Consider the following 23,017-nt stretch of genomic DNA (forward strand, 5'->3'; position numbering starts at 1 on the left):
ATAGCACGAGGCCGTCCACACCTTTTCCCGCAGTTATCCCCGTGCCGTGAACGGCACGGGCCGGAAGGTCAGCAGTTCCAGCCTTTCGCCCGGCATCGGCTCGATGCCCAGGACGTAGCCGGGAAGCGACTGACGTGCGACCAGCACGCGCAGGTCGTAGGCGAAGTCCGAGAAGCGCGCCGCGCTGCCGGACTTGCGGTGCAGATGCCGGAAGTCGAATTGCCAGCCGTGTTCCTGCCGCCCGCCGTGCTTGCGCACCAGGCGATACAGCCAGCGTTCGATGCCGCCTTTCAACCGGAAATAGGCCGGGTCGATGGTCAGCACCAGAGCGGCATCGAGCACGCCGGCATAGAACCAGTCGGGCAGGATCAGTTCGATGCCCAATGGCGTGCCACTGGCGTCGGACAGCTCGCGCCATTCGTTCACCCATGAAAAGCGATGCAGCCGCCTTCCCGTGGTTTCGCGGATGGAAGTCGCCACGCTGGTCGATTGCAGCCGGTCGAGCGCGGCTTTCAGGCGCAGGTAATCGTTGAGCGACGTGCCGCGTCCGATGAAGCGCAGGATCTCGTAGGGCGTGGCGCGTATCCAGCGCGACGGGCGAATACCCGCGTCGCGTGCCTCCACGATCTGCGAGGCCGCCCATATCAACACGTCGGCATCCCATATCGTGGCGATGCCGTGCTCGGCCGTGCCTTCCACGCGGATGGTGATGTTCCCGCTGCGAAAGTCGATCGGCGCCGTGCGCCGCGACTTCGCCAGCGAGAAGAACGGAAAGGCCATCAAGTCCTGGCTGTCGCGCGGCGCCATGTCGCCCGGCAGCGCCCGGAACAGGTCGAGCTGTTCCCGCTGCTGCGATCGCTGCCTCGACGGCAGCGATGGGCTGGACATGACGATGGCCACCGGCGAGCCGACGATCAGCGGCCATCACGGTAGTCGCCCGCGTGACGCTCGGCATATTCCGGGTCGGACGTGGCCTCGTAGCTGCGCTGGTCGGCCCAGGCATCGAGGTCGGCCACCGCGTACATGACGCGGCGGCCGAACTTGCGGAACTTCGGGCCGCCGCCGATCACGCGCTGTTTCTCCAGCGTGCGCGGCGACAGCCGCAAGTATTCGGCGGCTTCGTCGTTGGTCAGGTAGCGTTGGGGCTGCACGGGCGCAGCGATAGCAGCGGCGGCAGGCCGCAAGGGAGCGGGTCGCATGGGATGTACCTCCATCAAGCCCGGCCACACCACGCGGCCGGATAGAGGCACTTTCAAGAAAGCAAGGCTTCCTGCTCAGGGACGTTTTGCAAGGGATGCAGCGCGTCCCTGTGCAACGGGTGGAAGCTGTGCAAGGCGGCGGTAGCCGCCGCGCATCAGCGCATCGCCCCGCCGTACCAGCCGGCGAACGCGGGCGCGCAAGGCGCTGTCGGCGTACCAGTCGGCGGCGACAGCATCGACGCCGAACAGCCCTTCGGCCACGTCGCGCAGGGACGCGCCCGCGAGGATGCCGTCGAGCGCCTGGAGCGTGTTCAACTCCAGCAGCGCAGCGGGTGCCGGCCGCGACCGTGCCGTTCCCGCGGGTAAGGTGTCGCTAGCGATGGCCAGCTTGTCCAGCTCGGCCGCCAGTGCCTGATAGCGGACGCACGGTGTGGCGCAGGCGCGGATGGCATAGGCGTAGGCTATGCCATCGCTCAGGTCGGGTGCCAGCGCGAAGCGCAGGCAGCAGCCCGGCCAGCGTGCCAGCACCACCAGGCGCTTGCCATCGTGGATCAGATGCTTCTGGCCGGGAATGCGCCAGAACTCGAAGGCCAACGCATCGGGTGGCGGGTCGGCATCCGGGTAGAGCTGAACCACTGTGTCGGCATCGGGGAACCAGATCGGATGCGCGTCGCGCGCATCCAGGGCGGGATCTTCCAGCAGGCGCAATCCCCAGCGCGCGGCGGCCTCTGGCCGACGGCGACGGCGCAGCCAGTCGCTGCGGTAGTCGGGGTGGCGGCGCAGGTATTCCCACGCCAGCGCGGGGCCGTCGAGGTGCAGCGTGTAGAGATACGCGGCGGTCGGATACCAGTATTCGGCGCTCGGGTCAGCCATGACGCAACCTCCTGTCGTTTAGCAGGAACGTCGCCACGGATTCCGGCGTGCAAGAGCTATCGAGTCGCCATCAAGTCGTCATCAAGATCGGGGTAAGCTGTAACTGCTGGTGTCAAGACTGATTCGCTCCAGGGCATTGCGGAAATCGTCTGAATGCGACGGCTGCACCTCCGCAAAAATGGTGCGCAGCATGGAGCACCGTGCAGCAGCCCGCGCCAAAGATCATGACTGTTTCCAGCAGAAGCGCACCGCTTCGGTGCAAGAGTGTGGATTCAGACCTTCCGGGTCTTGAGTAAGACTGAAATAGTCAGAATGCGCTGTTGTTGACTGGGGTTGGTCAGTCAGTGATCGAGCCGTTTTCCTCGGCCAGCCGCAGGTACTCCGACAGCAGCCGCACCGGCTGGAAGTGGCGATCGCGCATCACCGGCTGCTTGCGCGGCCCGACGATGGACGCCAGATCGGACAGCTTCACATGGCCCAGGCCGGGCATGCCTATTCCCAGGTCGAACAGACCCCATGCCGTATCGCCATCGGCCGGGTCGAGCGCGGCCAGCAGCCAAGTGGCGTGCGCGTCAGGAGTGAACAGCCGTACCGTCGGCATCGGGTCGATGCTCCGACCAGCGGCGCGTGCCTCGCCGACGGCGAGCAGTTGCGCCCGCTGTTCAGCGGTGACGAGCGGCTGGGTCATGGCTCGAATCCCCACGCACCCGAGCATGCACGGATACGATTTTCCACCGAAGCGCGGAACCGCTGAAGCGGATGCGTGCTTTGGCGGAAAAGCACGAAGGCGCAAGCCATCGAATCCGTACATGCACAGAAACGACGAAGCGGAATTGCGCAGGCCAGGAAAGACACGGAGGCGGTTCCCCGCTTTTGAAGAAAGCCGCCGATGCGGATTTCAGTAAAGACACAAAAACACGAAATGAACACTATAGATTGTAGCCCTATAGGATGCAACAGGTTGTCATTCTGGATTTTGGGGAAAGTTCAGAATGACAGCGTTTAAGCCATCGTTGCCCGATGCACTGCGGCGGATCAGAAAGGCGCGTGGTCTGAGCCAGGAGGCGTTCTCGGATGTGTCCAGCCGAACTTACCTCAGCTCTCTGGAGCGAGGGCTGAAAAGCCCAACATTGAATAAGATTGAAGATGTTTGTGCCGTGCTGGATGTTCACCCACTCACGCTGCTGGTCCTTGCGTATGCAGGTAGTGATCCAAAAAGCGTCCACGAACTGATGGATCACATTGCTCGGGAAGTTTCATTATTTTCCGAGCCTCCGAATAAATAACAGGAGGTGAGTCGTGTTCAAAATTACCGGACTGGATAAGCTTCAGAAAAACCTGAAAGATGCGCAGCGCGCCTTGAGTGAGTTAGACGGCGAACTGGGGGTCGTAAACTTTGATCCACATGATCCCGCCAGCATTGAGGGCGCAATTCAATCGGTCAATCGAATGATCGACGAGCGCTTAGGGGAATATTCTTCGAACCCTATCGTTGGCCCTCTCGCAGAACAAATGAAGGAAAAGTATCGGGAGAGTATTCTTGAAAAATCGGCAGAAGCTAGATTAAAGTCGGATGAGGATGAGTGATGGCTAAAGACTTATTCTCGGAAATAAACAATGCAGTTCTAGACTTGCAGTCCTCACAGCTTCAAACCTACGAAAGACCGCTCAAAAAATTGGCTCAACTGCTACGGCATCCCGACCTTGAGCCATACAACGCCGAGCTCACGGAAGGTCTCGACGTTGAGGCGTTCATCGCTGAAAGTGAAAAGACCGGGGGCAGCATGGTTGGAAGCGCCCAGCTTGCTTGGCCAGATGAGCCCAATCAGGTGCTGGGGTTGACGTTGCTTTTAATCGAGAAGCTGGCGGCAGACCCCGGCTACGCTACCAACTTCGGACACCATTTTTTCTATTCCGGAAAAAAGATCATTGCTGGAATCCACGCACTTACTGGCCAGCTAATCATTCCCTTTGTGCGAGATTACAAGAGTTATATCCAGGCCAAGGGGAGCACGGATGTCATGTTAAAAGCTCAATTTTCGCGCAAGGTCTTTATTGTTCACGGTCACGATGATGGTGCTCGTGAAACAGTGGCACGATTTCTTGAGCGAATCGGACTTGAAGCCATCATCTTGCACGAACAGGCTAACCAAGGACGAACGATTATCGAAAAAGTGGTCGCACACAGTGATGTTGGTTTCGCAGTAGTTCTGCTTACGCCAGATGATGAGGGCTGCGTAAAAGGAGGAACGCCTGAGCCCAGAGCCCGTCAGAATGTGCTTTTGGAGTTGGGGTACTTTATTGGTCGCCTGGGCAGAGACAAGGTATGTGCTCTCAAACGCGGGGCGGTGGAAATTCCAAGCGATTTCGCCGGTGTCGTTTGGGAGACGATGGATAGCAGCGGGGGCTGGAAACAGGCACTTGCGCGTGAGCTTGAAGCTGCCGGTCATAGCATCGACTGGAATAAGGTCATGCGTGCATAGAGTTGTGCCCCGCCGCAATGGGCGGGGCGCGGTGGGCGGCCGTCAGGCCGCCTTGGGCTTGCTGCGCGACCAGATCAGGTCGTGCGTGCTGTCCTCGTTCTCGATCAGGCGGGCATAGACCGTCGCCGGGAACGAAGGATCGTCGAGGGATACGGACACGTAGGGCCGCCCGGCTTCGCTGGTCTTCTTCCACGCCGCGCCGATGTCGTGGCCGGCCGCCTGAAGGCGGAAGTCGGGGGCGTTCTCGGTGTCGCCCTTGTCGTTGGGAATCAGCTTGACCTTGACGTTGAGGGCCAGGGTGCGGAGCTGGCCGGTGAAGCCGTCTTTCTCTGCGGTGAAGGTGCCGATGTTAGCCATGATGTTTCTCCTTTCGGGTTGAACAAGGTCGCGCCAGTGCGTCCTTGTTGTGATCCGGCCGGCGGGGGATGGGCTGGCCGCACCGCGCAGCGGTCGCAACACCGTGGAGAACCTGGAAGCGAAAAGAATTTGTCCCGCGAGGAAGCCGCGCAGCGGCGGGGAAATTGTTTTCGCTGGAAGGTTGCGGCCATGAAGCCCAAGGCGTAGCCATTCCCTCGCCAGGATTCACGACAAGCCAAGGACGCACGGGCCGCCCGCTCCCGAATGGAGATATGGCCGACTCGGTATCCCCGCGTGTCGGCTTCACCGGCTTGCGCCCTGACGCGGGCAAGGCCAACCCCCCAACGACAAGCGAGAACGCCTCTTGCCGCAGATTGCGGCGACGGGCTTGATGCGTGGCGTGGATGCTCCATAGCGAGGCCGGGTGGCGTGTCGGTGAACCGTCCTTCGTGACGTACAGGCGACGAACTGCCAGGGTCGAGGACGGCACGCTTTCGTGCAACCTGCGGCAGCAAGCCGGGGCGTAGGCCCACAAGCCCCGATCATTGCGGCGGGGCGCTGCCTTCACCGCAAGCGCAGCGCGCAGCGCCGCAGGCGCGAAGGCGCGAGGGATTGAAGCCGAATGGCCGTGACGGCAAAGACGGCACGGGGCGCAGCCCGAAAGCCCGGCGGGCATTGCGCCGACACGCTCATAATTTTTAGTGGGTCACGCTAAACTGCCACGAAGCGATACGCCACCGGATAATTTATGGGAGATCTTATGGAAGGCATGCCCTCTTGGGTTAATACTGTTATTGCCGTTGGCGGTGTCCTAGGAACGATAGTTACCGCTGTCGCAACTTTTTTTCTATGGCGCGTAACCAAGACTCTTGCGCATGAAACGACAAGGATGGCTGAAGCCGCAGCTCAACCACATGTCGTCGTGACACTCACTCCCAATCGGTGGTCAATGCGGCATTTTGATATTCACATCGACAACACCGGAAATGCGACAGCATATGACATTTCTATCGCCTTCGATCCTCCACTAGAAAATGGGGAGGCACGCGGAGACCGGGTCGAAATCCCATTCCAGAAAATAAGTGTCCTCAAACCCGGTCAAGGCATGGTGAGTTATTTGTCTGAATTCGGAAAACTGAAGGGCAAGACCTACGAAGTTGACATTAGCTGGAAGCGTGATGCGTCCAGCCAACAGCGTCAGAAAAATTCATATACCTTAAGTATGCTCGACCATGAGGGAGTCAGTCGTCTCGGAGATGAGCCATTGGTTGAGATCGCCAAACACATCAAGAAAATTGAGGAAAACTGGAGTCCGGTTGCCAAAGGGAAAAAACGCACAAAGGTAGATGTGTTTAGCGGTTTTGATAGGCTGCATGAGCGTCGAGAAGCGAATCGGATGCGTCGTCAGTGGCAAAGAGAACAAGAGGCTCATTCTTCAAAGAATGCGCAATCTGACACTCCGAATTCTCAGCAATAACTCGTTTTAAATCCGGGCGCGGACACCGACGCGCCCGGATTTGCTTTTCACAGCGCCCAGGACGGAACGGCCTGGGCGCTGTGCTTGCTGACCGCGTTATTCCTGCGCCTTGATGAATCGCACAAAGCGAAGCGCCCCGGTTGTGGCCGAGGCGCTTACCTTCCGCAAAGTTCAAGCGGCCAGCGCCTGCGTGAGTTCATCCGCCATTGCTTCGGCATCCGCCGGGGCGTTGTCTTGCTCCTGCATGGTTTCCGACGTTTCAGCCTTGAAGATAGCAGGCATCCAGCTCGTACCGTTCGCCAGCCGTTCGGCTTCGCTGGCAATGTCGCCTTTCTTCAACTTCGCCAGCCGGGTGATGTGTGCCGGGGCGTACTGCTCAACGGCTTCCAGAATCGCGGCCTTCGGTACATGCTGGAAGTAGCCGTCTGCGGTCGGCTTCCACCATGCCGCCATGTCCAGCCTCACGGCCTGCGCCAGTTCCGCGCCCGGCTGCTGTGCTATAGCGCGGGGCGTCACCACGTCCACCGTGGACGCCACGCACACGGCCAACAGGCGCACCAGTTCATCCTGCGGCTTCGCCAGCAGCGCGGCGAACAGTTCGGCGCTGTCCTCCGGCAAGGCTTCACCCGCCACCTGTTGCAGTTCACGCAGCGCCACGGCGGCGGGCGATTCCGGCCAGTCCGGGGCCATGCCTTCCAGCCGGTCTTGCACTTTCATGCTCACGCCTAGCGGCAGGTCGTGGCCGTAGTGGCTGTCCTGCAAGACGGTCTGCACCATGCCATGCACCAGCGCGGCCAGCGCGACTTGCGGATGCCGGGCGACTTCGATTTGCAGCGCGGCGGTGCGGTGCGCGCTCAACCGCTGCGCCAGCCGGTCGGACAGGCTCGCGGCCTTGGGCGGCTCGGCGTCCTCGCCTTCGTCGTCGTTCCCGGCTTCGCCTTCCGCGCTGCCGAAACCCTGCCGCAAGCGTTCCAGCGTGCGCAGCGCCTTGGCTTCGGCTTCGCGCAGCAGCCCGCGATGAATCACGGCTTCTCCCTCACGGTCGAGCGTGACGATGGCACCGGCCACGGCGCGCACGTCCGGGGCGTAGCCCTGCAAGGCTTCCTCCACGGCTTGCAGTTCCCCGGCGACCTGTTCGCGGCGCGGTTCCAACGCCTCGGTCTTGTCCTCGTCCTCGGCGTCGTAGGCTTCTTCCAGTTCGGCGTCGATCTTGTCGAGGCGGCTTTGCAGCGAGGCAATGCGGCGGGCTTCGCGGGCGGTCGGTTCGCGGCGCTGGCGCGGCGCGTTCTGGAATGCCTGCCGCTCGGCGTAGCTCATGTGCGGCACGGCTTCCACCCACGCCCAACCCTCGGCGCGCACGTTCCCGGCCAGCGCATCCAGCTTGCCGCGCACCAGCGTTTCCAGCAGCGCGGGGTCGGTCAGGTAGGTTCCGGCATCGCCTTCCGCGAACAGGTCGCGGCGGATGCCGCCGCCCGCCGCCGTGTAGGCGTCCAGCCCGGCGAAGCGCACCAGCGGATGCGTGGCGTCGATTTCGCGCTCGGTCAGGCGTTCGCGCAGCGCGGACGCGCCACGCTGCCATTCGGGCGCACCGTAGAACGCGGCTTCCTGCGCGGCGTGGTCGTCGGTGATGCTCAGGGCCATCAACTGTTCCAGCGTGACGGCTGCGGCCCGGTAGTCGGTCAGCAGGCGCGGCGAGACGTTGGCCAGCTTCAAGCGGCGCTGCACCACCAGCGGGGACACGCCGAAGTCGGCGGCAATGTCCTCGATGGGCCGGCCTTCCTTGACCAGCGCGGCGAAAGCCTCGAACTGATCGGCCGGGTGCATCTGCTCGCGCAGCAGGTTTTCCGCGAGGCTGACGGTACGGGCCGAAGCGTCGGGCACCAGCAGGCAAGGCACCTCAAAGTCGGCGGCGATGCGCTTCTTTTTCGCCAGCAGCTTCAACGCGGTCAGTCGGCGGTCGCCGGCCACCACTTCGTATTGCTCGCCATCGGCGGTAAGAATGACGACGAGATTTTGCAGCAGGCCAATGCGGGCGATGCTCGCGGCCAGTTCGGGAATGGACAGGCGCGGGGTCTTGCGTGCGTTGCGCTTGGAGCGGCGCGGCAGCAACTGCGAGAGCGGAACCAAAATCAGGTTCTTGGTCGGGTCGGCCACTTCCAGCGGCGCGGCGGCAGTTTCGATGGCGCGGGTTTCGGTTTGAGTAACGGCTTTCATGGTGATAACTCCTAGCGATTGGGATGCAGCAGCGAGAGCAGCGAGAGAAGCGGCAAGGGCTGCTGCCTGCCCCTGCCGCGTGGGGTCAGGCTTTCAACTGGCGCATGCCATCGGCCAGCAGCCAGAGCGCACGGTTGAGGCGGATGTTTTGGTCGATGCCCTGCACCGGGCGGGTTTGCTGGCGGCGTCCGTTGGCGCTGCGCCCGCGCAGGCCGCCTTGGGTCAAGTTCTCTTGCGTGCGGTTGAACACACTCCACAAGTCCGGGCGGCGGTCGTCGTGGCGGCGCGGCATCAGGATTTGCGATTCCGTGATGGGCGCGGGCTTGTCGGGGTCGTCGTACTTGAGGGCCAGCGCAGCGCGGGCAAACACTTCGGATTCGCCATCGTTCAAGGTGATGGCGCGCATGGAATCGCGGGATTCCTCCACGCGGTCGAAGCCGCTCAAGACTTCGTAAGCGCCTTCGATGACCAGTCCGGCCACGTCGCCTTTGTGGGGTACGCGCACATCGGCCACGGTGTCGCCGCAGACAAGACCGTTGCTGCACACGAACCGAAACATGCCCGCGAGCATTTGGTAAGAACTCGTGCCGTCGTGGGAATTGAGCAGCACGATTTCATTGGCTTCCGCGCCGTTGATTTGGCTTGCATGGCGCAGGCGCAGCATGTGTTTGGTGTGTTCGCGCTTGCCTTCGTCGCGCACGCGGGTCTGGCACGCCATGAAGGGCTGGAACCCTTCTTTGCGAAGCTCCGCCAGCACGGCGGCGGTCGGGATATAGGCGTACCGCTCGGAACGGCTTTCGTGCGGCGCGTCCGCGAAGATGGACGGCGCGACCCTGCGGATTTGATCGTCGGACAGCGGGTAATCGCTGCGCAGCGAGGGGGAACGGGAAGCGAATCGGGATGCGAGTTGCATGGCATTTCTCCTGACGAAAAGGGTTTGCTGTTCAAACCGCACACCGGATTCCTAGATTCGGAGCCCAGCCTTTCGGCTGTTCGGTGCGGTCGGCACGAGGAACCCGGTTGGCCCTGTTGCCACCGTCTTTCCTGAGTTCATCGCCCGCGACGGTCAGGAGCGCGCGGACGGGGGCCGTCAAGGAAACAAGCGCAGGGTTGGTGCGGCCCGCAGGCGCAGCCGAGGACACGGCCCTGCGCGCCTTGACGGCACACGGCCGCGGGCTACAGTCGCGGACAAGGTGATGAAGTCAGGGGAGACGGCTGGACAAGGCAACGGCCGCCTTGATGTGCAGACCGCACGCAAGCGAAGCGCGCAGGCCCGGAGCTGGAAGCCGGGCCGTAGGCGTCAGGGATGGAAGCCCGTCAGGGGCGAGACTCGTGCAGCGAGGCTCGATGCAACGCACGACAGCGCGACCCGGCCATGCTTCTTGGCCGGGGACGCTAATGAATGGATGCCTGTTCCAGGCCCGGAAGCTAAAATTGCCAGCGACCCAGGGGTGTCTGTTTCCGAGACACCGCACCTTTCAGAACAACAATGTGCGAAGACTGCATGGACGCCGATCTCGAAACGATGACTAGCCGTCCGGACTGTGCAGGCCAATGCAGCGATACCCAGGCATTCTGGCGCGATCCGGCCTTGCCCTTCGTCGAGAGCCGCCGCGCCTGCCAGAGCCGGGCCTGCTACAAGCCCCACCATCACCCGACCTTTTCCATTGGTGCCGTCGATGGCGGCACCAGCGTTTTCACCGGTGCCGCCGATGGCCCGGTTCTCCTGTCCCCTGGCACGCTCGTCTTCGTGCCCGCATCACGTGTCCATGCGTGCAACCCGGCTCCGGACACCGCCTGGAGCTACCAGATGCTGCACCTGGACGCCGCGTGGCTCCAGGCTGTTCGGCGGGAGTACGCCCGAACCGACGCGATGGACGACGAGCCGGTGCGCATCGTGACCGATCCGGCGGTCTATGCGCACTTCTGCCGACTCAACGTGCTGCTGTTCAAGGAAGGCGACCCGATCGAGAAGGAGGCCGCGCTGATCGAGTTCGTCGGGGACTACGACACCGAACAGGGGCTCTCCATCAAAGGGCCGACCGTGCCGTCGAACCTGGCGGAGCGGATTCGGCCCGCCCTGGACTGTCTGTGTGCTTCGCCCACCGCCACTACCACCCTGGAGAAGTTGGCAGACCTGGCAGGCATGAGCCGCTATCAGGTGATCCGGGCATTCCGCGCCGTCACCGGCATGACGCCGCACGCCTGGCAACTCAACCAGCGCGTCAACCTCGCCAGGGAGTGGATTCGCAGCGGTGACAGCCTTGCAGACGTGGCCCAGCATCTCGGCTTCGCCGATCAGGCCCATTTCCAGCGGGTGTTCAAGGCGCATGCCGGTGTGACGCCCGGCCGTTTCCGGGCCTGACGCCGCAAGCGGCGCGGCTGCAATTTCCTTCAATACGGAAGGCGCTGCGGCCGGCACACTGCGTAGAAAAACTACGAGTGCGTCCTGAATGCAGCCGTTCCTGATGATTGCCGCAGCGCATTTCCTGGCGCTGCTTTCTCCCGGCCCCGACTTTTTCCTGATCGCCCGAACCTCGCTGTCCGCCGGCTGGCGGGTCGCCAGCGGCGCCTGCCTGGGGATCGCCGTCGCCAATGGCGTTTTCATCGTTGCCGCCTTCGCCGGCATGGCGGCACTGCGCCCGGACAGCCTCCCGTTCGTCGTATTGCAACTGGCCGGCTGCGCTTACCTGCTCTATCTTGGCGTGCTGTTCATCCGCCACGCGGGCCGCAGCGACCTGGATGTCTCGAATGGCGGGCGTTCCACGGCACCCGCGCATCCTTTCATCGCGTGGCGACGCGCAACCGGCATGGGCTTCCTGTCCGGCATCCTGAATCCGAAGAACGCGCTGTTCTACGCGAGCCTGGCCGCGATGCTGACCGGCGCGCATGCCAGCGCGGGCTGGAAGACGATCTATGGCGTCTGGATGTTCAGCATCGTGCTGCTGTGGGACGTGCTGGTCGCAGTCCTCATCGGCAACCAGGCCGTGCTGCGCCGCTTCGCGCGGGCGCTGCCGTGGCTGGAACGCATCTCCGGTGCCATGCTGATCCTGCTGGCGGTGGCTGTCCTCGTCCTCCTGGCACGTTGAGAAGCACACGATAGGGAATGGATTTCCGAAACGCTGTCTCGGATTTCCGAGGCAGCGTTTCCCCCCCAGGGTCGAGACGCCGCAGGGCGGCGCGATGCCCCGCGCAGTCAGCGCGCCCCGCGCGCCACCGCCAGCAGGACACCGAATCCGACCAGCAGCCCGCCGAAGGCGCGGTCGATCCAGTGGCGCACGGCCAGCAGCCGGTCGCGCACGGCCCCGGCCGAGAAGCAAAGCGCCACGAGGCCGAACCAGGCCATGTGCGCAACCGAGATGAATGCGCCGTAGCCGATCTGCACCGCCAGCGGCGTGTCGGGCCGCACCACCTGCATGAACAGGCTGACGATGAACACCGTGGTCTTCGGGTTCAGCGCATTGGTCAGGAAGCCGGTACGCAAAGCCGCCATATCCGACAGCGGCGCCACGGTACTGTCGGCCAGCGCGCCGCTGGGCTTGGCGCGCAGCATCTTCACGCCGAGATAGATCAGATAGACGGCACCGACCAACTTGATGGCGTTGAACAGCCAGAGCGACTGCTGGATCAACAGGCCCACGCCGACGAGCGTATAGGTGACGTGGACGAGCACGCCCAAGCCGATGCCCAGGGCCGTCAGCATGCCGGCACGGCGCGACAGCATCAGACTGTTGCGCGTGACCATCGCAAAGTCCGGCCCAGGGCTGATGACGGCCAGCAAGGTGATTGTGATGACAGCTATCAATTCGGTCATGGCGTATCCTGTCGAAGAACAACGAATTAGCGAGATGCTACCGACAACATCTCCCGGTGGATAACGATGTTTTCTGACAAGAATGGTGAGCTGGAATCACCATCGAGCGATTCGCGCCTGCCTTCGCTGCTGGCCCTGCGCTGCTTCGAGACGGCGGCCCGGCTGGAGAATTTCAGCCGGGCGGCGGCCGAGTTGCACCTGACCCACGGCGCGGTCAGCCGCGCCGTGCGCCTGCTCGAAGACGAACTGGGCGTGGCGCTATTCGAGCGCCGCAGCCGGCGCGTGTTCCTGACCGATGCCGGCCGCACGCTGGCGCGGGCCGTGGGCAATGGGCTGGATCTGATGCGGCAGGCCGTCGGCGAGTTGCGCGCCAGCGCCCGCCAGGGGCGGCGCTGGGTGCTGTCGTGCGAGCCGACGCTGCTGATGCGCTGGCTGATCCCGCGCTGGCCGGACTTCCAGGCCCGGCATCCGGGGATCGACGTACACCTGGTCGCCGGGGGCGGGCCGTTCTCCTTCGCCAACGGCATCGACCTGGCGATCCGCCGCGACGACTTCCCCTGGCCCGAGGGCTACCACGCCGAACCCTTGTTCGCGGAAAAGGTCGGCCCGGTCTGCCGTCCCGACAAGGTGGCGGCCTGGTTCACCACGAAGAAGGCCGGCGCCGCGCTCAAGGCCGGCGCACCGCGCCTGCACACGCGCACGCGGCCGGGCGCGTGGCCGGAATGGGCGGCGGCCGCAGACCAGCCCGCACCTGATGCGCCGGGACAAACCTTCGATCATTTCTATTTCAGCTTGCAGGCGGCCGTGGCCGGCCTGGGTGTGGCGGTCGGCCCGTGGCATCTGGCACGCGACGATCTGGACAGCGGCGTGCTGGCCGCGCCGCTGGGTTTCGTGGAGGACGGCTCGCGCTATTGCCTGTTGTCGCCGCGGCCCTTGCAGCCCGATAGCCCGCAGGCCGATTTGCTGGCATGGCTGCGGGCCTTGGCATAGCCGCAATCGGGCGCAGCAAAAAGGGGCCGAAGCCCCTTGGTCAGATCAGGCCGCGTTCTGCGAACGACGCCGTGGTGCTGCCAGCGACGATGACGTGATCGAGCACGCGCACGTCCACCAGCCCCAGCGCATCCTTGAGCCGCCGGGTCAGCGCCCGGTCTGCCGCGCTCGGCTCCGGGTTGCCACTTGGGTGGTTGTGCGAGATGACCAGAGCCGCCGCGTTGAGCCGAAGCGCCTCCTTGACCACTTCGCGCGGATGCACTTCGGCCGAGTCGATTGTGCCGTGGAACATTTCCCTGTATTCGATCAGCCGATGCTGCGTGTCGAGGAACAACACCGAGAACACCTCATGCTCGAAGCCGGCCAGCTTGGCAAGCAGGTATTCCTTGACCGCCGCCGGTGAAGTGAAAGACGTACCCCGCTGCATCTTCTGGTCGATGACCAGGCGCGCGGCCTCCAGAATCTGATCGGCCGATGCCAGCGCATAGTGCCCGTGAGAGTCACGCACCAGCAAAGCGTCATCGAACGAGGAAAAGGACAGTTGCGACATGATCGTGCTCCGGTTGCTCGGGCGGAATTGCCCGGAACCGTGTTCAGCACGGCGCAGCGCAAGCAGTCACAAGGTCGAAGACGGCCGCCAGGACGCCAGCGCGCATGGCGCGCGCCGCCTTTGACGGCGAGAACGCCGTGGTACGGTGAAGGGAACAGCAAGACCGCCTAAACCCCGCCCACTGCACACACCCGCCTTTGAGCAAGCGCAGCGCGCAGGCCCGCGAGGGCCGAAGGCGTCAGGGGTCAAAGCTGGATGGCCGCGATTCGGCACGAAGCGCGGGGCGCAGCCCGCGAACCCGACGGCGGCACGCCGGGACGCCCGGTTATCGCTTGCGCTTCTTGGGGACGATCGTTCCGCGCGATTCGATCAGCCGCCGCGTGTTCTCCAGTTCCTCTTGCAGCACTTCGGCATCCGGCAGCACCATCTTGTAGTTCGCCGCCATCACCTTGGACGGCAAGCCCTCCAGCGCATACCGCGCCAAGGCATGGCCCTTGTCGGCGCAGAGGATCAGACCCACGGGCGGGTTCTCGTCGGCAAACGTCCAGTGCTCCTTCGCATAGTTGCAATAGAGGTGCATCTGGCCCACGTCGGCATGGGTCAGCGCGCCGAGCTTCAAGTCGATGATGACCAGGCAACGCAAGCGACGATGGAAGAACAGCAGATCGACCCGATACCAGGTCTGGTCGATGCGCAATCGGCGCTGCCGCCCGACGAAGGCGAAACCGTCGCCCAGTTCGAGCAGGAAATCCTCCAGCCGCCGGATCAGGGCTTGCTCAAGATCGGATTCCGAATACTCATCCTTGAGGTCAAGGAACTCCAGCACATACGGGTCTTTGATCGCGTCGTCGGGAGTGACGGCATCCCCGGGGTTGGGCACGGCGCCCTTGACCAGCATCGCCGCCTTGTTCTTCGACAGCGCCGTGCGCTCGTAGAACTGGCTGTTGATCTGCCGGTCGAGCTGGCGCACGCTCCATCCGCCGCGCAGGGCTTCGGCCTCGTAGAAGCGGCGGGCGTGTTCGTCCTTGACCGACAGCAGCCGGACGTAGGCCGACCACGGCAGCGTGAAGACCTGGGCCAGTTCATCGAGGCGCCAGGGACGCGCCCGCGCCACTGGCGCCGGGGAAGATTCGCTAGACACTGTCTGGCGAATTGGCCAGGTCAGGAAGAACGACCGCATTTGCTGCAAGTTCGGGCGGCTGAACCCGCGCCCGAACTGCGCGGTCAAGTCAGCCGACAGCCGTTCGATCAACTGTTCGCCGTACCCGGCACGCCGCTTGCCCCGTTGCTCGGCCTCCACGATCCGGCGGCCAATCTCCCAATAGCTGGCGGTCATCAGCGCATTGACGCTGCGTGCCGCCGCATGGCGGGCGGCATCGAGCACTTCCACGATACCGCCGTGGATGCCGGCATAACCGGCTGGCGGGGCGGCGGGGGTGTCCCCCGCCACCGAAAGCGTCTTCTTGCTCATGCCGTCGCCTCCGCAAGGCGCCGCACGCCCGTGATGGCCTGCCGCCGGCTCGCCACCAGTTCGGCCGCTTCCCGCACCGGCTTGTCCTCGGTGTGGACGTAGTGCATGAACATCGCTACGGTCTTGTGGCCCGTCAGCTTCATGCCCACCTTGGTTGGCACGCCCGAATTGGCAATGTCGGTGGTGGCCCGGTGGCGGATACCGTGCGTGCCAACATGTGGCACGCCGGCGGCCTTGAGCACGCGCTTCCAACCGCCATAGTGCTCGCCGTGGGTCAAGTGTTTGGTCGCGTCGTTGGGCGACGGCAGGACATAGGGGCAACCTTCCAGGCGCGGCGCCGTCGAAAGCAGCCGATAGGCTTCCTCGCTCATGGGCTTGGAGATGCCGCCGGTCTTGCTGTCGGGCCAGACCACCCGGCGCTTCTCCAGATCAACCCAGTCCCATTCGAGCGGGCAGATTTCGGAGCGGCGGGCGGCAAACTCGAATTGCAGGCGGATCGCCAGCGGAATGACGTAGTTCTCCAGTCCCTCTGCCTCCAGCGTCTCCAACTGGCGGAAGATCCGCACCAGTTCATCGTCCACGATGAGCCGGGTTTCCTTGCCGGGCGGGTACATGGGAACGTGGCGGCACGGATTGGTGCCGTCCGGGCGAAGGCCCCACACTTCGGCTAGGTTGAACATCTTGCGCAGCACGCCGAAGGTGCGGTTCGCCTCGGCCGGCTTGTGGGCCAGCTTCTTCATCAGCGCGGCCACGTCCGGGCGCTTCACGTCCTGCACCTTCATCCGGCCCATGATGGGAATGATGTTGCGGTCGATGACCCCCTGATAGCCGCGCTGCGTGCTGGGCTTGTTGCGCTGCTTGGAGTAGTCCTCCATGAAGGTGTGGCAAAACTCCTTCATGGTCGGCGCCTTGCGGGCGGCATTCTTGGCCGCGCTGGGGTCGCCGCCCCGGCGCACCTCGGCCAGCCACTCCTGCGCCATAACACGGGCTTGCTCGACGGTCAGTTCCCCGTACTGGCCCAGGGCGGGCTTGCGGCGCTCGCCGGCGTTCGTGCGGTACTGGAGCATGAACACCTTACGACCCGCTGGGGTGATCTTGCACAGGAAGCCGGGCACCACGGTGTCCCGGAGTTCGACGGCCTGCGCCTGGGGCTTTGCCGCATCGATGGCGGACTTGGTGAGTTTGATTTTTGCCATGATGACTCCTCGGAAACCTCGGTTTCCAAGAGCCACATGGGAGCCACGCGACCGGAAGCCGGGTCAAGTTTCGGAAAGCACCGGCATATGATGGACGCGCCTAAGTTATTGATAAACCTGCTGTAGCGGGCTTAGGCGCAGTCCAGCGAAGTGCCGGGCTGGAGTCATCGTCAAACAAAAAAAAGCCGCTTGAAGCGCGGCGCGGGGGTCGTATCCGCCTCGCTCGGGAGGCAGTTGGGCGCAGGCGTGCCTGCTATTCGGCGCGCACGCCCTGCACCGCCTCGGTCACCGCCTGGCGCGACAGCGCGGGCGCCAGCATCTCCAGGAAGGTGTAGACGTAGTCGCGCAGGAACACGCCGGACTTCAGGCCGACGCGCGTGGTATGCGTGCCGAACAGATGCCCCACCGGCAACCCCACCAGGTTGCCGTCCCGGCGCGGGTCATAGGCCACGCCGGCGATGATGCCGATGCCCAGGCCCACGTCCACGTAGGTCTTGATCACGTCGGCGTCGATGGCTTCCAGCACGATGTCGGGATGGACGCCCTGGCCGGCGAACACCTCGTCGATGGTCGAACGGCCGGTGAACGCCCGGTCGTAGGTGACGATGGGAAACTCGGCCAGCTGGGCCAGCGTCAGCCGGCGCGCCTCGCTGGAGGTCAGCTCGGCCAGGGGGTGATCGGGCCGCACCACCACCGTGTGTTCCCAGGCGTACACGGGCAAGGTGGCCAGGCCGGGCGTCAGCGCCAGCGATTCGGTGGCCAGCGCCAGGTCGGCTTGCTCGTGCAGCACCATCTCGGCCAGTTGCGCCGGGCTGCCTTCGGCCAGCGACAGGTGCACCTTGGGGAATTGCTTGCGGAAGGCCGGGATGACGCGCGGCAGCAGGTAGCGCGCCTGGGTGTGGGTACACGCGATGACCAGCCCGCCTTCGTCGCGGCGGGCGAACTCGTCGCTGACCTTCTTCAGGTTGTCGACCTCGCGCATGATGCGGTCGATGACCTGCGAGACCGCCAGGCCGGGCTTGGTCAGCCCCTTGATGCGCTTGCCGTGGCGCTCGAAGATCTTCACGCCCAGTTCGTCCTCGAACTCGATGATGGCCTTGGACACCCCTGGCTGAGAGGTGTAGAGCATCCGGGCGGCTTCGGTCAGGTTGAAGTCGCGCCGGATGGTCTCTCGCACGAAGCGGAATTGCTGCAAGTTCATGAAATCGGCCCCTCTTGGGAAGGAACCGATTATAAGTAATATAGAACGATATCTAAATAACTTATTTGTATAAACTTACATGCATCCCGGCAGGCCCCGAGCCGCTCAGCGCATCGAGATGGTGGTGTTCACCGTCCGCCCATGCGCCGACCAGCGCGCGGTCACGGTCTTGGTCTGCGTCCAGAACTGCACGGCCTGCTTGCCGTTGGGGCCCAGGTCGCCCAGCTTCGATCCCCGCGACCCGGTGAAGCTGAACCAGGCCACCGGCACCGGGATGGGAATGTTGATGCCCACCTGCCCCACGTCGATGTGGTTCTGGAAGTAGCGCGCCGCGCCGCCGTCCTGCGTGAACAGCGCCACGCCGTTGCCGTTCGGATTGCGGTTGATGAAGGCCACCGCCTCTTCCAGGGTCTCCACCCCCACCACGCACAGCACGGGGCCGAAGATCTCCTCGGTGTAGACCTGCATGCGCTCGGTCACGTCGCCGAACACCGTCGGGCCGACGAAATTACCCGCCTCGAAGCCGGGCACCTTCACGCCGCGGCCGTCCAGCAGCAGCTTCGCGCCTTCGTCCACGCCCTGCTGGATCAGCCCTTCGACGCGCTTGCGCGCATTGGCCGACACCAGCGGTCCCAGGTCCGCCTGGCGGTCCGTGCCGGCGTTCACCTTCAGCTTCTTCGCGCGCTCGACGAACTCGGGCAGCCAGTTGCGCGCCTCGCCCACCAGCACCGCCACCGACGCCGCCATGCAACGCTGGCCCGCCGCGCCAAAGGCGGCGCCCAGCAACTGGTTCAGCGCCACTTCGGGATCGGCGTCGGGCAGCACCACGCAGTGGTTCTTGGCGCCCATCATCGACTGGCAGCGCTTGCCGGCCGCCGAGGCGCGGTTGTAGATCTCGGTGCCCACGCGGGTCGAGCCGATGAACGAAACCGCCTTGATGTCAGGGTGTTCGCACAGGCCGTTGGCGATGTCCGGACCGCCATGCACCACGTTCAGCACGCCCGCCGGCAAGCCGGCCTCCAGCGCCAGTTGGGCCAGGAAGAGCGTGGCGCTCGGATCCTGCTCGGACGGCTTCAGCACGAAGGTGTTGCCGCACGCCACGGCCAGCGGAAACATGAAGCATGGCAGCATCACCGGGAAGTTGAACGCGGTGATGCCCGCGCACACGCCCAGCGGCTGGATCAGCGTGTACACGTCGATGCCCGAGGCCGCGTTCTCGGCGTACTCGCCCAACTGCAGGCTGGCGATCGAGCACGCATGCTCCACCACCTCCAGGCCGCGTCCGACTTCGCCCTCGGCGTCGGGCAGGGTCTTGCCGTGCTCGCGGGTGATCATCTCGGCCAGCTTGCCGGTGTTCTCGCGCAGCAGTTGCTGCAGCTTCAGCATCACGCGCATGCGCGTGCCCTGGCCGCTGTTGCGCCAGCCCTGGTAGGCCTCCTTGGCATTGGCCACGGCGCGGTCCAGTTCTTCGCGGGTCGCCATGGGCACCCGCGCCACCACTTCCTGCGTGGCGGGGTTGATCACGTCGCGCCACTGCGTGGTCTCGGACTGCACCAGTTCACCGCCGATCAACAGCGGCAGGTTCGGGACTTCGGCCATATCGTTGCTCCTTGCACTGCTTGGTTTGTCATGCGCGGCACGCGCCGCGCGGGATTCGATGCGTGAAGCCGCCCTGCGCGGCGCGGCCTATTTGCCCGCCGTGACCAGGGGGCAGGTCGACTCGGACAGCGGCTGGAAGGCCTCGGCGGCGGGAATGGTGGCCACCAGCTTGGAATAGTCCCAGCCGCCCTTCGACTGGCCCGGCGTCTTCACCTCGTACAGATACATGTCGTGGATCACGCGGCCATCGGGCCGGATGGCGGCATTGCGCATGATGGGATCGCGGATCGGTAGCTCGCGCATCCGGTCCGCCACCACCTTGCCGTCCGTGCTGCCCGAGGCGGCCACGGCCCTCAGGTAATGCAGCACGCTGGAATACACGCCCGCCTGCGTCATGGTCGGCTTGGTGCCGCGGAATGCCTTTTCGAAACGCGCCGACCACTGCCGCGAGGCGTCGTCGTAGTCCCAATAGAAACCGTCGACATAGGACAGCCCCTGCGCGTTCTCCAGTCCCAGCGCGCGCAGGTCGGACAGGAAGATCAGCAGCGCCACCAGCCGCTGTCCGCCCGCCACGATGCCGAACTCACGCGCCTGCTTCACGGCGTTCACCGTGTCCTGGCCCCCGTTGGCCAGCGCCACCACCTGCGCCCGGGAACTCTGCGCCTGCAGCAGATACGAGGCGAAATCGGGCGCGTTCAGGGGATGCCGCACGCTGCCCGTCACCGATCCGCCCAACGCCTTCACCGCCTTGGTCGTGTCGGCCTCCAGCGAATGCCCGAAGGCATAGTCCACCGTGACGAAGTACCAGGACTTGCCGCCCGCCCGCACGGTGGCCTTGGCGCCGCCCGCCGACTGCGAATAGGTGTCGAACATCCAATGAAAGCCGACCGGCGAGCAATCCTTGTTGGTCAACGCCGTGGTGGCGGGCCCCGAAAACATCACGACCTTGTTCTTCTCCCGTGCGATGCCCTGCACGGCCAGCGCGACGGCGGAGTTGGTCAGGTCGGCGATGGCGGTGACGCCGTCCCGGTCGAACCACTCGCGTGCCCGCGCCGCGCCCACGTCCGCCTTGTTCTGGTTGTCCGCGGACACCAGCTCGATACGCATGCCCTTGCATTCGGCGGCCAGGCAATCGTCGATGGCCAATTGCGCCGCGGCCACCGATCCGGGGCCGCCCATCGCGGCATAGGTGCCGGACATGTCAGTCAGGACGCCGATCTTCACGGGCGGACGATCCGCCGCGCCCGCCGGGGCCGTGGCCAGCGCGCCCAGGAACAAGCCTGCGGCCAGGCCGCGTGCGTGCATCTTCATTCGTGTCTCCTCGGTATTGTTGTATGGGGTCCGCGGACGGCCCCTGGTGCAGTGTAGGTGTGTGAAAATCCCCTAACAACACTAAAGATGCACATTCGTTGTGCATCGATGCACAACGATACGGAGACACCCGCCATGCTCGATTGGGACAGCCTGCGCTACTTCCTGGCGGTGGCCCGCACGCAGCGCGTCAGCGCGGCGGCGCGCCAACTGGGCGTGGAACACACCACGGTATCGCGCCGCATCCGCCTGCTGGAAGCGGAACTGGACAGCCTGCTGTTCGAAAAGTCGCGCAGCACGGGCTTCATCCTGACGGGCGAAGGACAGCGGCTGTTCGTGCACGCCGAACAGATGGAGAACGCGGTGGCGGCCGCGCGCGAGAACCTGTCCGGCATCGGCCAGGCCCTGTCCGGACACCTGCGCATCGGCGCCACCGAGGGCTTCGGCAGCTATGTGCTGACGCCGCTGGCGGCGGATTTCCAGCGCCGCTATCCGCACATCACGCTGGACATCCTGCCGGTGCCGCGCTTCGTCAGCCTGTCCAAGCGCGAGGCGGACCTGGCCATCACCATCGAACGCCCGCAGCGCGGCCCCTACGTGTGCAGCAAGCTGTGCGACTACACGCTGATGCTGTACGGCACGCCAGGATATCTGGCGCGGCACGCGCCCATCCGCGAACGCGCCGACCTGGCGGGTCACAGCTTCATCGGCTATGTCGAGGAACTGGTGTTCAGCCAGCGGCTGCGCTACCTGGAAGACCTGCTGCCCGACAGCCGCGTCGTGTTGCGCAGCACCAGCGTCATCGCCCAGTACCACGCGGTCCTGCAGGGCCGCTCACTGGCGATCCTGCCGTGCTTCATCGCCGCGCAGGATCCGCGGCTGCAACCCGTGCTGCCCGAGGAGATCGCCATCGCGCGCAGCTTCTGGATGTACTGCCACGAAGACCTGCGGCGCCTGAAGCGCGTGGCGGTGCTGTGGGATTTCCTGCGCCGCTCGGTGTCGCGCAATGCGCCGCTATTGGCGGGTACGCACGGGCGGATGCAGTATCTGCCGGAGGGCCGGGCAAGAGAGGACGAACCGGCCCCGTAGGCCAAGCGCCCTCAAGCCACGCCTGACAAGGCGCGCCCGGACGGAGGCATCCGCCCATCAAGCCTTGGCTTCGCGCGGCGCCCTCAGGCGCAGGCGACGCATCAGCAGCCAGGCGAAGAAGCCGGCCACGATGGCGTGGATGACCCACACGCCGATGCCGAAGCTGATCTTGCCGTCGTTGATCCAGGCCCGCGACAGGTTGATCAGGTTCATGTAGAGCAGCGCGATGAGGCCCGCCATCAGCAGATCGCCCGACCGGCCCAGGCGCGGATTGACGGCGCCCAGCGGAATGGCCAGCAGCGCCAGATTGAGCGTGGCCAGCGGCATGGCGATCCGCCACATCACTTGCGACCACGAGTTGTCGGTGTTGTCGGCCACCAGCTGCATGGTGGTGCGCGCCTTGCTGGAGCGTTCGGCGGCGGCCCGCGCGTCCGCGGCGGGATCGATCCCCGCCTTGCTCTCCAGGCGAATGCCGTAGCGCTCGAAGTCGACCAGCCGCACCTCGGGGGTGCCCGGCTTCAGGTCGTAGCGATGGCCCTCTCCCAGCACCAGGAAACGGTCGCCGTTGGGCATCGTCTCGGTATGCGCGCTGCTGGCGGTCAACAGGCTGTGCCATTCGGGATCGATGGCGCGCGCGAACACATTGCCCAGCTCGTCGGAGGGCTTGGCCGGATCATCGGCGAAGAACACGCGCTTGCCGCGATCGGATTCGGCGAACTGGCCGGCCGTGACCTTGGAAAGGTCGGAACGCTGTTCGAAGCGTTCGCGGTACTCGCCGATCTGGCGGTAGGCCCACGGCGAGGCCACCAGGGTGAGCACGGCCACCATGATGGCGGTGGGCACGGCCACGCGCAGCACCGGCCTCAGCCAGTCGGCCAGCGACAGTCCGCTGGCGAACCACACGACCATCTCGGATTCGCGGTAATTGCGCGTGACGGTGGTCAGCACCGCGATGAACAGCGCCACCGCCATGATGGTGGGCAACGCGGTGACGGTGGAAAACGCAGCCAGGCCGACCACGACATCGGCGCCGATGGAGCCGCCTGCCGCCTCGCCCAGCAGGCGAACCAGCAAAACGCTGAGCCACACCACCACCAGGGTAGAGAACACCACGCCGGCGTGACTGGTAATCTCGCTGACGACAGACCGTTTGAAGAGGGACATGAGAAAAATGCGGGATAATCGAGCGGAAT

Annotated in this window: 23 protein-coding genes; 8 read left to right on the forward strand and 15 right to left on the reverse strand. The window is 64.6% G+C overall.

The features are described 5' to 3' along the window. Positions 1 to 33: 33 nt before the first annotated feature. The 4 genes from A6745_RS23115 to A6745_RS23130 form a co-directional block, all read right to left on the reverse strand. Positions 34 to 888: a replication initiator protein A gene (locus A6745_RS23115; protein WP_156513511.1), complete on the reverse strand. Its 855-nt coding sequence runs from the start codon at positions 886 to 888 to the stop codon at positions 34 to 36. A gap of 26 nt (positions 889 to 914) precedes the next feature. Further along, a complete protein-coding gene (locus tag A6745_RS23120; RefSeq protein WP_066132456.1) occupies positions 915 to 1,199 on the reverse strand; it encodes a helix-turn-helix transcriptional regulator in 285 nt (94 codons plus the stop codon). A 75-nt stretch (positions 1,200 to 1,274) separates the two neighbouring features. Further along, positions 1,275 to 2,072: a DUF2285 domain-containing protein gene (locus A6745_RS23125; RefSeq protein WP_066132460.1), complete on the reverse strand. Its 798-nt coding sequence runs from the start codon at positions 2,070 to 2,072 to the stop codon at positions 1,275 to 1,277. 337 nt (positions 2,073 to 2,409) lie between these two features. Next, positions 2,410 to 2,760 carry a DUF2958 domain-containing protein gene (locus A6745_RS23130; protein WP_033938361.1) on the reverse strand — a complete coding sequence of 117 codons (351 nt, stop codon included), beginning with the start codon at positions 2,758 to 2,760 and terminating at the stop codon, positions 2,410 to 2,412. Positions 2,761 to 3,064: 304 nt separating this feature from the next. Between A6745_RS23130 and A6745_RS28380 the strand changes: the two genes are divergently transcribed. Genes A6745_RS28380 through A6745_RS28390 form a run of 3 tightly spaced genes read left to right on the forward strand, consistent with a single transcriptional unit; the run spans position 3,065 to position 4,555 of the window. Continuing rightward, entirely contained in the window at positions 3,065 to 3,358 is a 294-nt protein-coding gene (locus A6745_RS28380) for a helix-turn-helix domain-containing protein (RefSeq protein WP_071556405.1), read from the forward strand. Between the two features lie 13 nt (positions 3,359 to 3,371). Further along, positions 3,372 to 3,659 (forward strand): hypothetical protein, encoded by a 288-nt coding sequence (locus A6745_RS28385; protein ID WP_033938362.1) that lies wholly within the window; start codon positions 3,372 to 3,374, stop codon positions 3,657 to 3,659. Then, positions 3,659 to 4,555 carry a TIR domain-containing protein gene (locus A6745_RS28390; protein WP_033938363.1) on the forward strand — a complete coding sequence of 299 codons (897 nt, stop codon included), beginning with the start codon at positions 3,659 to 3,661 and terminating at the stop codon, positions 4,553 to 4,555. Before A6745_RS28385 ends, A6745_RS28390 begins: the two co-directional genes overlap by 1 nt. 42 nt (positions 4,556 to 4,597) lie before the next feature. Here A6745_RS28390 and A6745_RS23140 read toward each other — a convergent pair whose 3' ends face one another. Next, positions 4,598 to 4,912, reverse strand: a complete 315-nt coding sequence (locus tag A6745_RS23140; RefSeq protein ID WP_033938364.1) for a DUF736 domain-containing protein — start codon at positions 4,910 to 4,912, stop codon at positions 4,598 to 4,600. Between the two features lie 760 nt (positions 4,913 to 5,672). Here A6745_RS23140 and A6745_RS28405 point away from each other — a divergent pair. After that, on the forward strand, positions 5,673 to 6,389 hold the full coding sequence (locus A6745_RS28405; RefSeq protein ID WP_079388463.1) for a hypothetical protein: 717 nt from the start codon (positions 5,673 to 5,675) through the stop codon (positions 6,387 to 6,389). Positions 6,390 to 6,560: 171 nt separating this feature from the next. On the opposite strand, the gene A6745_RS23150 is transcribed toward A6745_RS28405, so the two are convergent. Together A6745_RS23150 and A6745_RS23155 are read right to left on the reverse strand one after the other, a co-directional pair. Next, positions 6,561 to 8,603 (reverse strand): ParB/RepB/Spo0J family partition protein, encoded by a 2,043-nt coding sequence (locus A6745_RS23150; protein ID WP_042933701.1) that lies wholly within the window; start codon positions 8,601 to 8,603, stop codon positions 6,561 to 6,563. An 85-nt stretch (positions 8,604 to 8,688) separates the two neighbouring features. Beyond that, a complete protein-coding gene (locus A6745_RS23155; RefSeq protein ID WP_042933702.1) occupies positions 8,689 to 9,516 on the reverse strand; it encodes a DUF932 domain-containing protein in 828 nt (275 codons plus the stop codon). A 612-nt stretch (positions 9,517 to 10,128) separates the two neighbouring features. Here A6745_RS23155 and A6745_RS23160 point away from each other — a divergent pair. Continuing rightward, positions 10,129 to 10,968 carry an AraC family transcriptional regulator gene (locus A6745_RS23160; protein ID WP_033939142.1) on the forward strand — a complete coding sequence of 280 codons (840 nt, stop codon included), beginning with the start codon at positions 10,129 to 10,131 and terminating at the stop codon, positions 10,966 to 10,968. 88 nt (positions 10,969 to 11,056) lie between these two features. Then, positions 11,057 to 11,692 carry a LysE family translocator gene (locus A6745_RS23165; protein WP_042933703.1) on the forward strand — a complete coding sequence of 212 codons (636 nt, stop codon included), beginning with the start codon at positions 11,057 to 11,059 and terminating at the stop codon, positions 11,690 to 11,692. 107 nt (positions 11,693 to 11,799) lie between these two features. Here A6745_RS23165 and A6745_RS23170 read toward each other — a convergent pair whose 3' ends face one another. Then, positions 11,800 to 12,417: a LysE family translocator gene (locus tag A6745_RS23170; RefSeq protein WP_033939129.1), complete on the reverse strand. Its 618-nt coding sequence runs from the start codon at positions 12,415 to 12,417 to the stop codon at positions 11,800 to 11,802. 66 nt (positions 12,418 to 12,483) lie between these two features. On the opposite strand from A6745_RS23170, the gene A6745_RS23175 reads away from it, so the two are divergent. Continuing rightward, a complete protein-coding gene (locus A6745_RS23175) occupies positions 12,484 to 13,407 on the forward strand; it encodes a LysR family transcriptional regulator (protein WP_042933704.1) in 924 nt (307 codons plus the stop codon). 40 nt (positions 13,408 to 13,447) lie between these two features. Here A6745_RS23175 and radC read toward each other — a convergent pair whose 3' ends face one another. The 6 genes from radC to A6745_RS23205 all read right to left on the reverse strand — a co-directional run bounded on the left by radC (position 13,448) and on the right by A6745_RS23205 (position 20,735). Beyond that, positions 13,448 to 13,957 carry a RadC family protein gene (radC, locus tag A6745_RS23180; protein WP_033939127.1) on the reverse strand — a complete coding sequence of 170 codons (510 nt, stop codon included), beginning with the start codon at positions 13,955 to 13,957 and terminating at the stop codon, positions 13,448 to 13,450. A 325-nt stretch (positions 13,958 to 14,282) separates the two neighbouring features. Beyond that, positions 14,283 to 15,428: a PDDEXK nuclease domain-containing protein gene (locus A6745_RS23185; protein ID WP_042933705.1), complete on the reverse strand. Its 1,146-nt coding sequence runs from the start codon at positions 15,426 to 15,428 to the stop codon at positions 14,283 to 14,285. Beyond that, positions 15,425 to 16,624, reverse strand: a complete 1,200-nt coding sequence (locus A6745_RS23190; RefSeq protein ID WP_042933706.1) for a tyrosine-type recombinase/integrase — start codon at positions 16,622 to 16,624, stop codon at positions 15,425 to 15,427. Before A6745_RS23190 ends, A6745_RS23185 begins: the two co-directional genes overlap by 4 nt. A gap of 253 nt (positions 16,625 to 16,877) precedes the next feature. Beyond that, entirely contained in the window at positions 16,878 to 17,825 is a 948-nt protein-coding gene (locus A6745_RS23195; RefSeq protein ID WP_066132466.1) for a CysB family HTH-type transcriptional regulator, read from the reverse strand. 105 nt (positions 17,826 to 17,930) lie between these two features. Continuing rightward, the gene (locus A6745_RS23200; protein WP_066132469.1) at positions 17,931 to 19,424 is read right to left on the reverse strand and encodes a CoA-acylating methylmalonate-semialdehyde dehydrogenase; all 1,494 of its coding nucleotides are present in this window, start codon (positions 19,422 to 19,424) and stop codon (positions 17,931 to 17,933) included. A gap of 87 nt (positions 19,425 to 19,511) precedes the next feature. Further along, positions 19,512 to 20,735 (reverse strand): ABC transporter substrate-binding protein, encoded by a 1,224-nt coding sequence (locus tag A6745_RS23205; RefSeq protein ID WP_066132474.1) that lies wholly within the window; start codon positions 20,733 to 20,735, stop codon positions 19,512 to 19,514. A gap of 135 nt (positions 20,736 to 20,870) precedes the next feature. Here A6745_RS23205 and A6745_RS23210 point away from each other — a divergent pair, with 135 nt between their 5' ends. After that, on the forward strand, positions 20,871 to 21,824 hold the full coding sequence (locus tag A6745_RS23210; RefSeq protein WP_066132477.1) for a LysR family transcriptional regulator: 954 nt from the start codon (positions 20,871 to 20,873) through the stop codon (positions 21,822 to 21,824). Between the two features lie 57 nt (positions 21,825 to 21,881). Here A6745_RS23210 and lptF read toward each other — a convergent pair whose 3' ends face one another. Continuing rightward, on the reverse strand, positions 21,882 to 22,988 hold the full coding sequence (lptF, locus tag A6745_RS23215) for an LPS export ABC transporter permease LptF (RefSeq protein ID WP_066132480.1): 1,107 nt from the start codon (positions 22,986 to 22,988) through the stop codon (positions 21,882 to 21,884). Between the last annotated feature and the right edge of the window lie 29 nt (positions 22,989 to 23,017).

It is taken from the genome of Bordetella ansorpii (assembly GCF_900078705.1).
In the GTDB taxonomy this organism is placed as follows: domain Bacteria; phylum Pseudomonadota; class Gammaproteobacteria; order Burkholderiales; family Burkholderiaceae_B; genus Bordetella; species Bordetella ansorpii_A.

What these genes read in the sequence shown, in the direction of transcription:
- A6745_RS23115 (WP_156513511.1), bottom strand. Translation starts at nt 888, where the DNA reads ATGTCCAGCCCATCGCTGCCGTCGAGGCAGCGATCGCAGCAGCGGGAA.
- A6745_RS23120 (WP_066132456.1), bottom strand. Translation starts at nt 1,199, where the DNA reads ATGCGACCCGCTCCCTTGCGGCCTGCCGCCGCTGCTATCGCTGCGCCC.
- A6745_RS23125 (WP_066132460.1), bottom strand. Translation starts at nt 2,072, where the DNA reads ATGGCTGACCCGAGCGCCGAATACTGGTATCCGACCGCCGCGTATCTC.
- A6745_RS23130 (WP_033938361.1), bottom strand. Translation starts at nt 2,760, where the DNA reads ATGACCCAGCCGCTCGTCACCGCTGAACAGCGGGCGCAACTGCTCGCC.
- A6745_RS28380 (WP_071556405.1), top strand. Translation starts at nt 3,065, where the DNA reads ATGACAGCGTTTAAGCCATCGTTGCCCGATGCACTGCGGCGGATCAGA.
- A6745_RS28390 (WP_033938363.1), top strand. Translation starts at nt 3,659, where the DNA reads ATGGCTAAAGACTTATTCTCGGAAATAAACAATGCAGTTCTAGACTTG.
- A6745_RS23140 (WP_033938364.1), bottom strand. Translation starts at nt 4,912, where the DNA reads ATGGCTAACATCGGCACCTTCACCGCAGAGAAAGACGGCTTCACCGGC.
- A6745_RS28405 (WP_079388463.1), top strand. Translation starts at nt 5,673, where the DNA reads ATGGAAGGCATGCCCTCTTGGGTTAATACTGTTATTGCCGTTGGCGGT.
- A6745_RS23150 (WP_042933701.1), bottom strand. Translation starts at nt 8,603, where the DNA reads ATGAAAGCCGTTACTCAAACCGAAACCCGCGCCATCGAAACTGCCGCC.
- A6745_RS23155 (WP_042933702.1), bottom strand. Translation starts at nt 9,516, where the DNA reads ATGCAACTCGCATCCCGATTCGCTTCCCGTTCCCCCTCGCTGCGCAGC.
- A6745_RS23160 (WP_033939142.1), top strand. Translation starts at nt 10,129, where the DNA reads ATGACTAGCCGTCCGGACTGTGCAGGCCAATGCAGCGATACCCAGGCA.
- A6745_RS23165 (WP_042933703.1), top strand. Translation starts at nt 11,057, where the DNA reads ATGCAGCCGTTCCTGATGATTGCCGCAGCGCATTTCCTGGCGCTGCTT.
- A6745_RS23170 (WP_033939129.1), bottom strand. Translation starts at nt 12,417, where the DNA reads ATGACCGAATTGATAGCTGTCATCACAATCACCTTGCTGGCCGTCATC.
- A6745_RS23175 (WP_042933704.1), top strand. Translation starts at nt 12,484, where the DNA reads ATGTTTTCTGACAAGAATGGTGAGCTGGAATCACCATCGAGCGATTCG.
- radC (WP_033939127.1), bottom strand. Translation starts at nt 13,957, where the DNA reads ATGTCGCAACTGTCCTTTTCCTCGTTCGATGACGCTTTGCTGGTGCGT.
- A6745_RS23185 (WP_042933705.1), bottom strand. Translation starts at nt 15,428, where the DNA reads ATGAGCAAGAAGACGCTTTCGGTGGCGGGGGACACCCCCGCCGCCCCG.
- A6745_RS23190 (WP_042933706.1), bottom strand. Translation starts at nt 16,624, where the DNA reads ATGGCAAAAATCAAACTCACCAAGTCCGCCATCGATGCGGCAAAGCCC.
- A6745_RS23195 (WP_066132466.1), bottom strand. Translation starts at nt 17,825, where the DNA reads ATGAACTTGCAGCAATTCCGCTTCGTGCGAGAGACCATCCGGCGCGAC.
- A6745_RS23200 (WP_066132469.1), bottom strand. Translation starts at nt 19,424, where the DNA reads ATGGCCGAAGTCCCGAACCTGCCGCTGTTGATCGGCGGTGAACTGGTG.
- A6745_RS23205 (WP_066132474.1), bottom strand. Translation starts at nt 20,735, where the DNA reads ATGAAGATGCACGCACGCGGCCTGGCCGCAGGCTTGTTCCTGGGCGCG.
- A6745_RS23210 (WP_066132477.1), top strand. Translation starts at nt 20,871, where the DNA reads ATGCTCGATTGGGACAGCCTGCGCTACTTCCTGGCGGTGGCCCGCACG.
- lptF (WP_066132480.1), bottom strand. Translation starts at nt 22,988, where the DNA reads ATGTCCCTCTTCAAACGGTCTGTCGTCAGCGAGATTACCAGTCACGCC.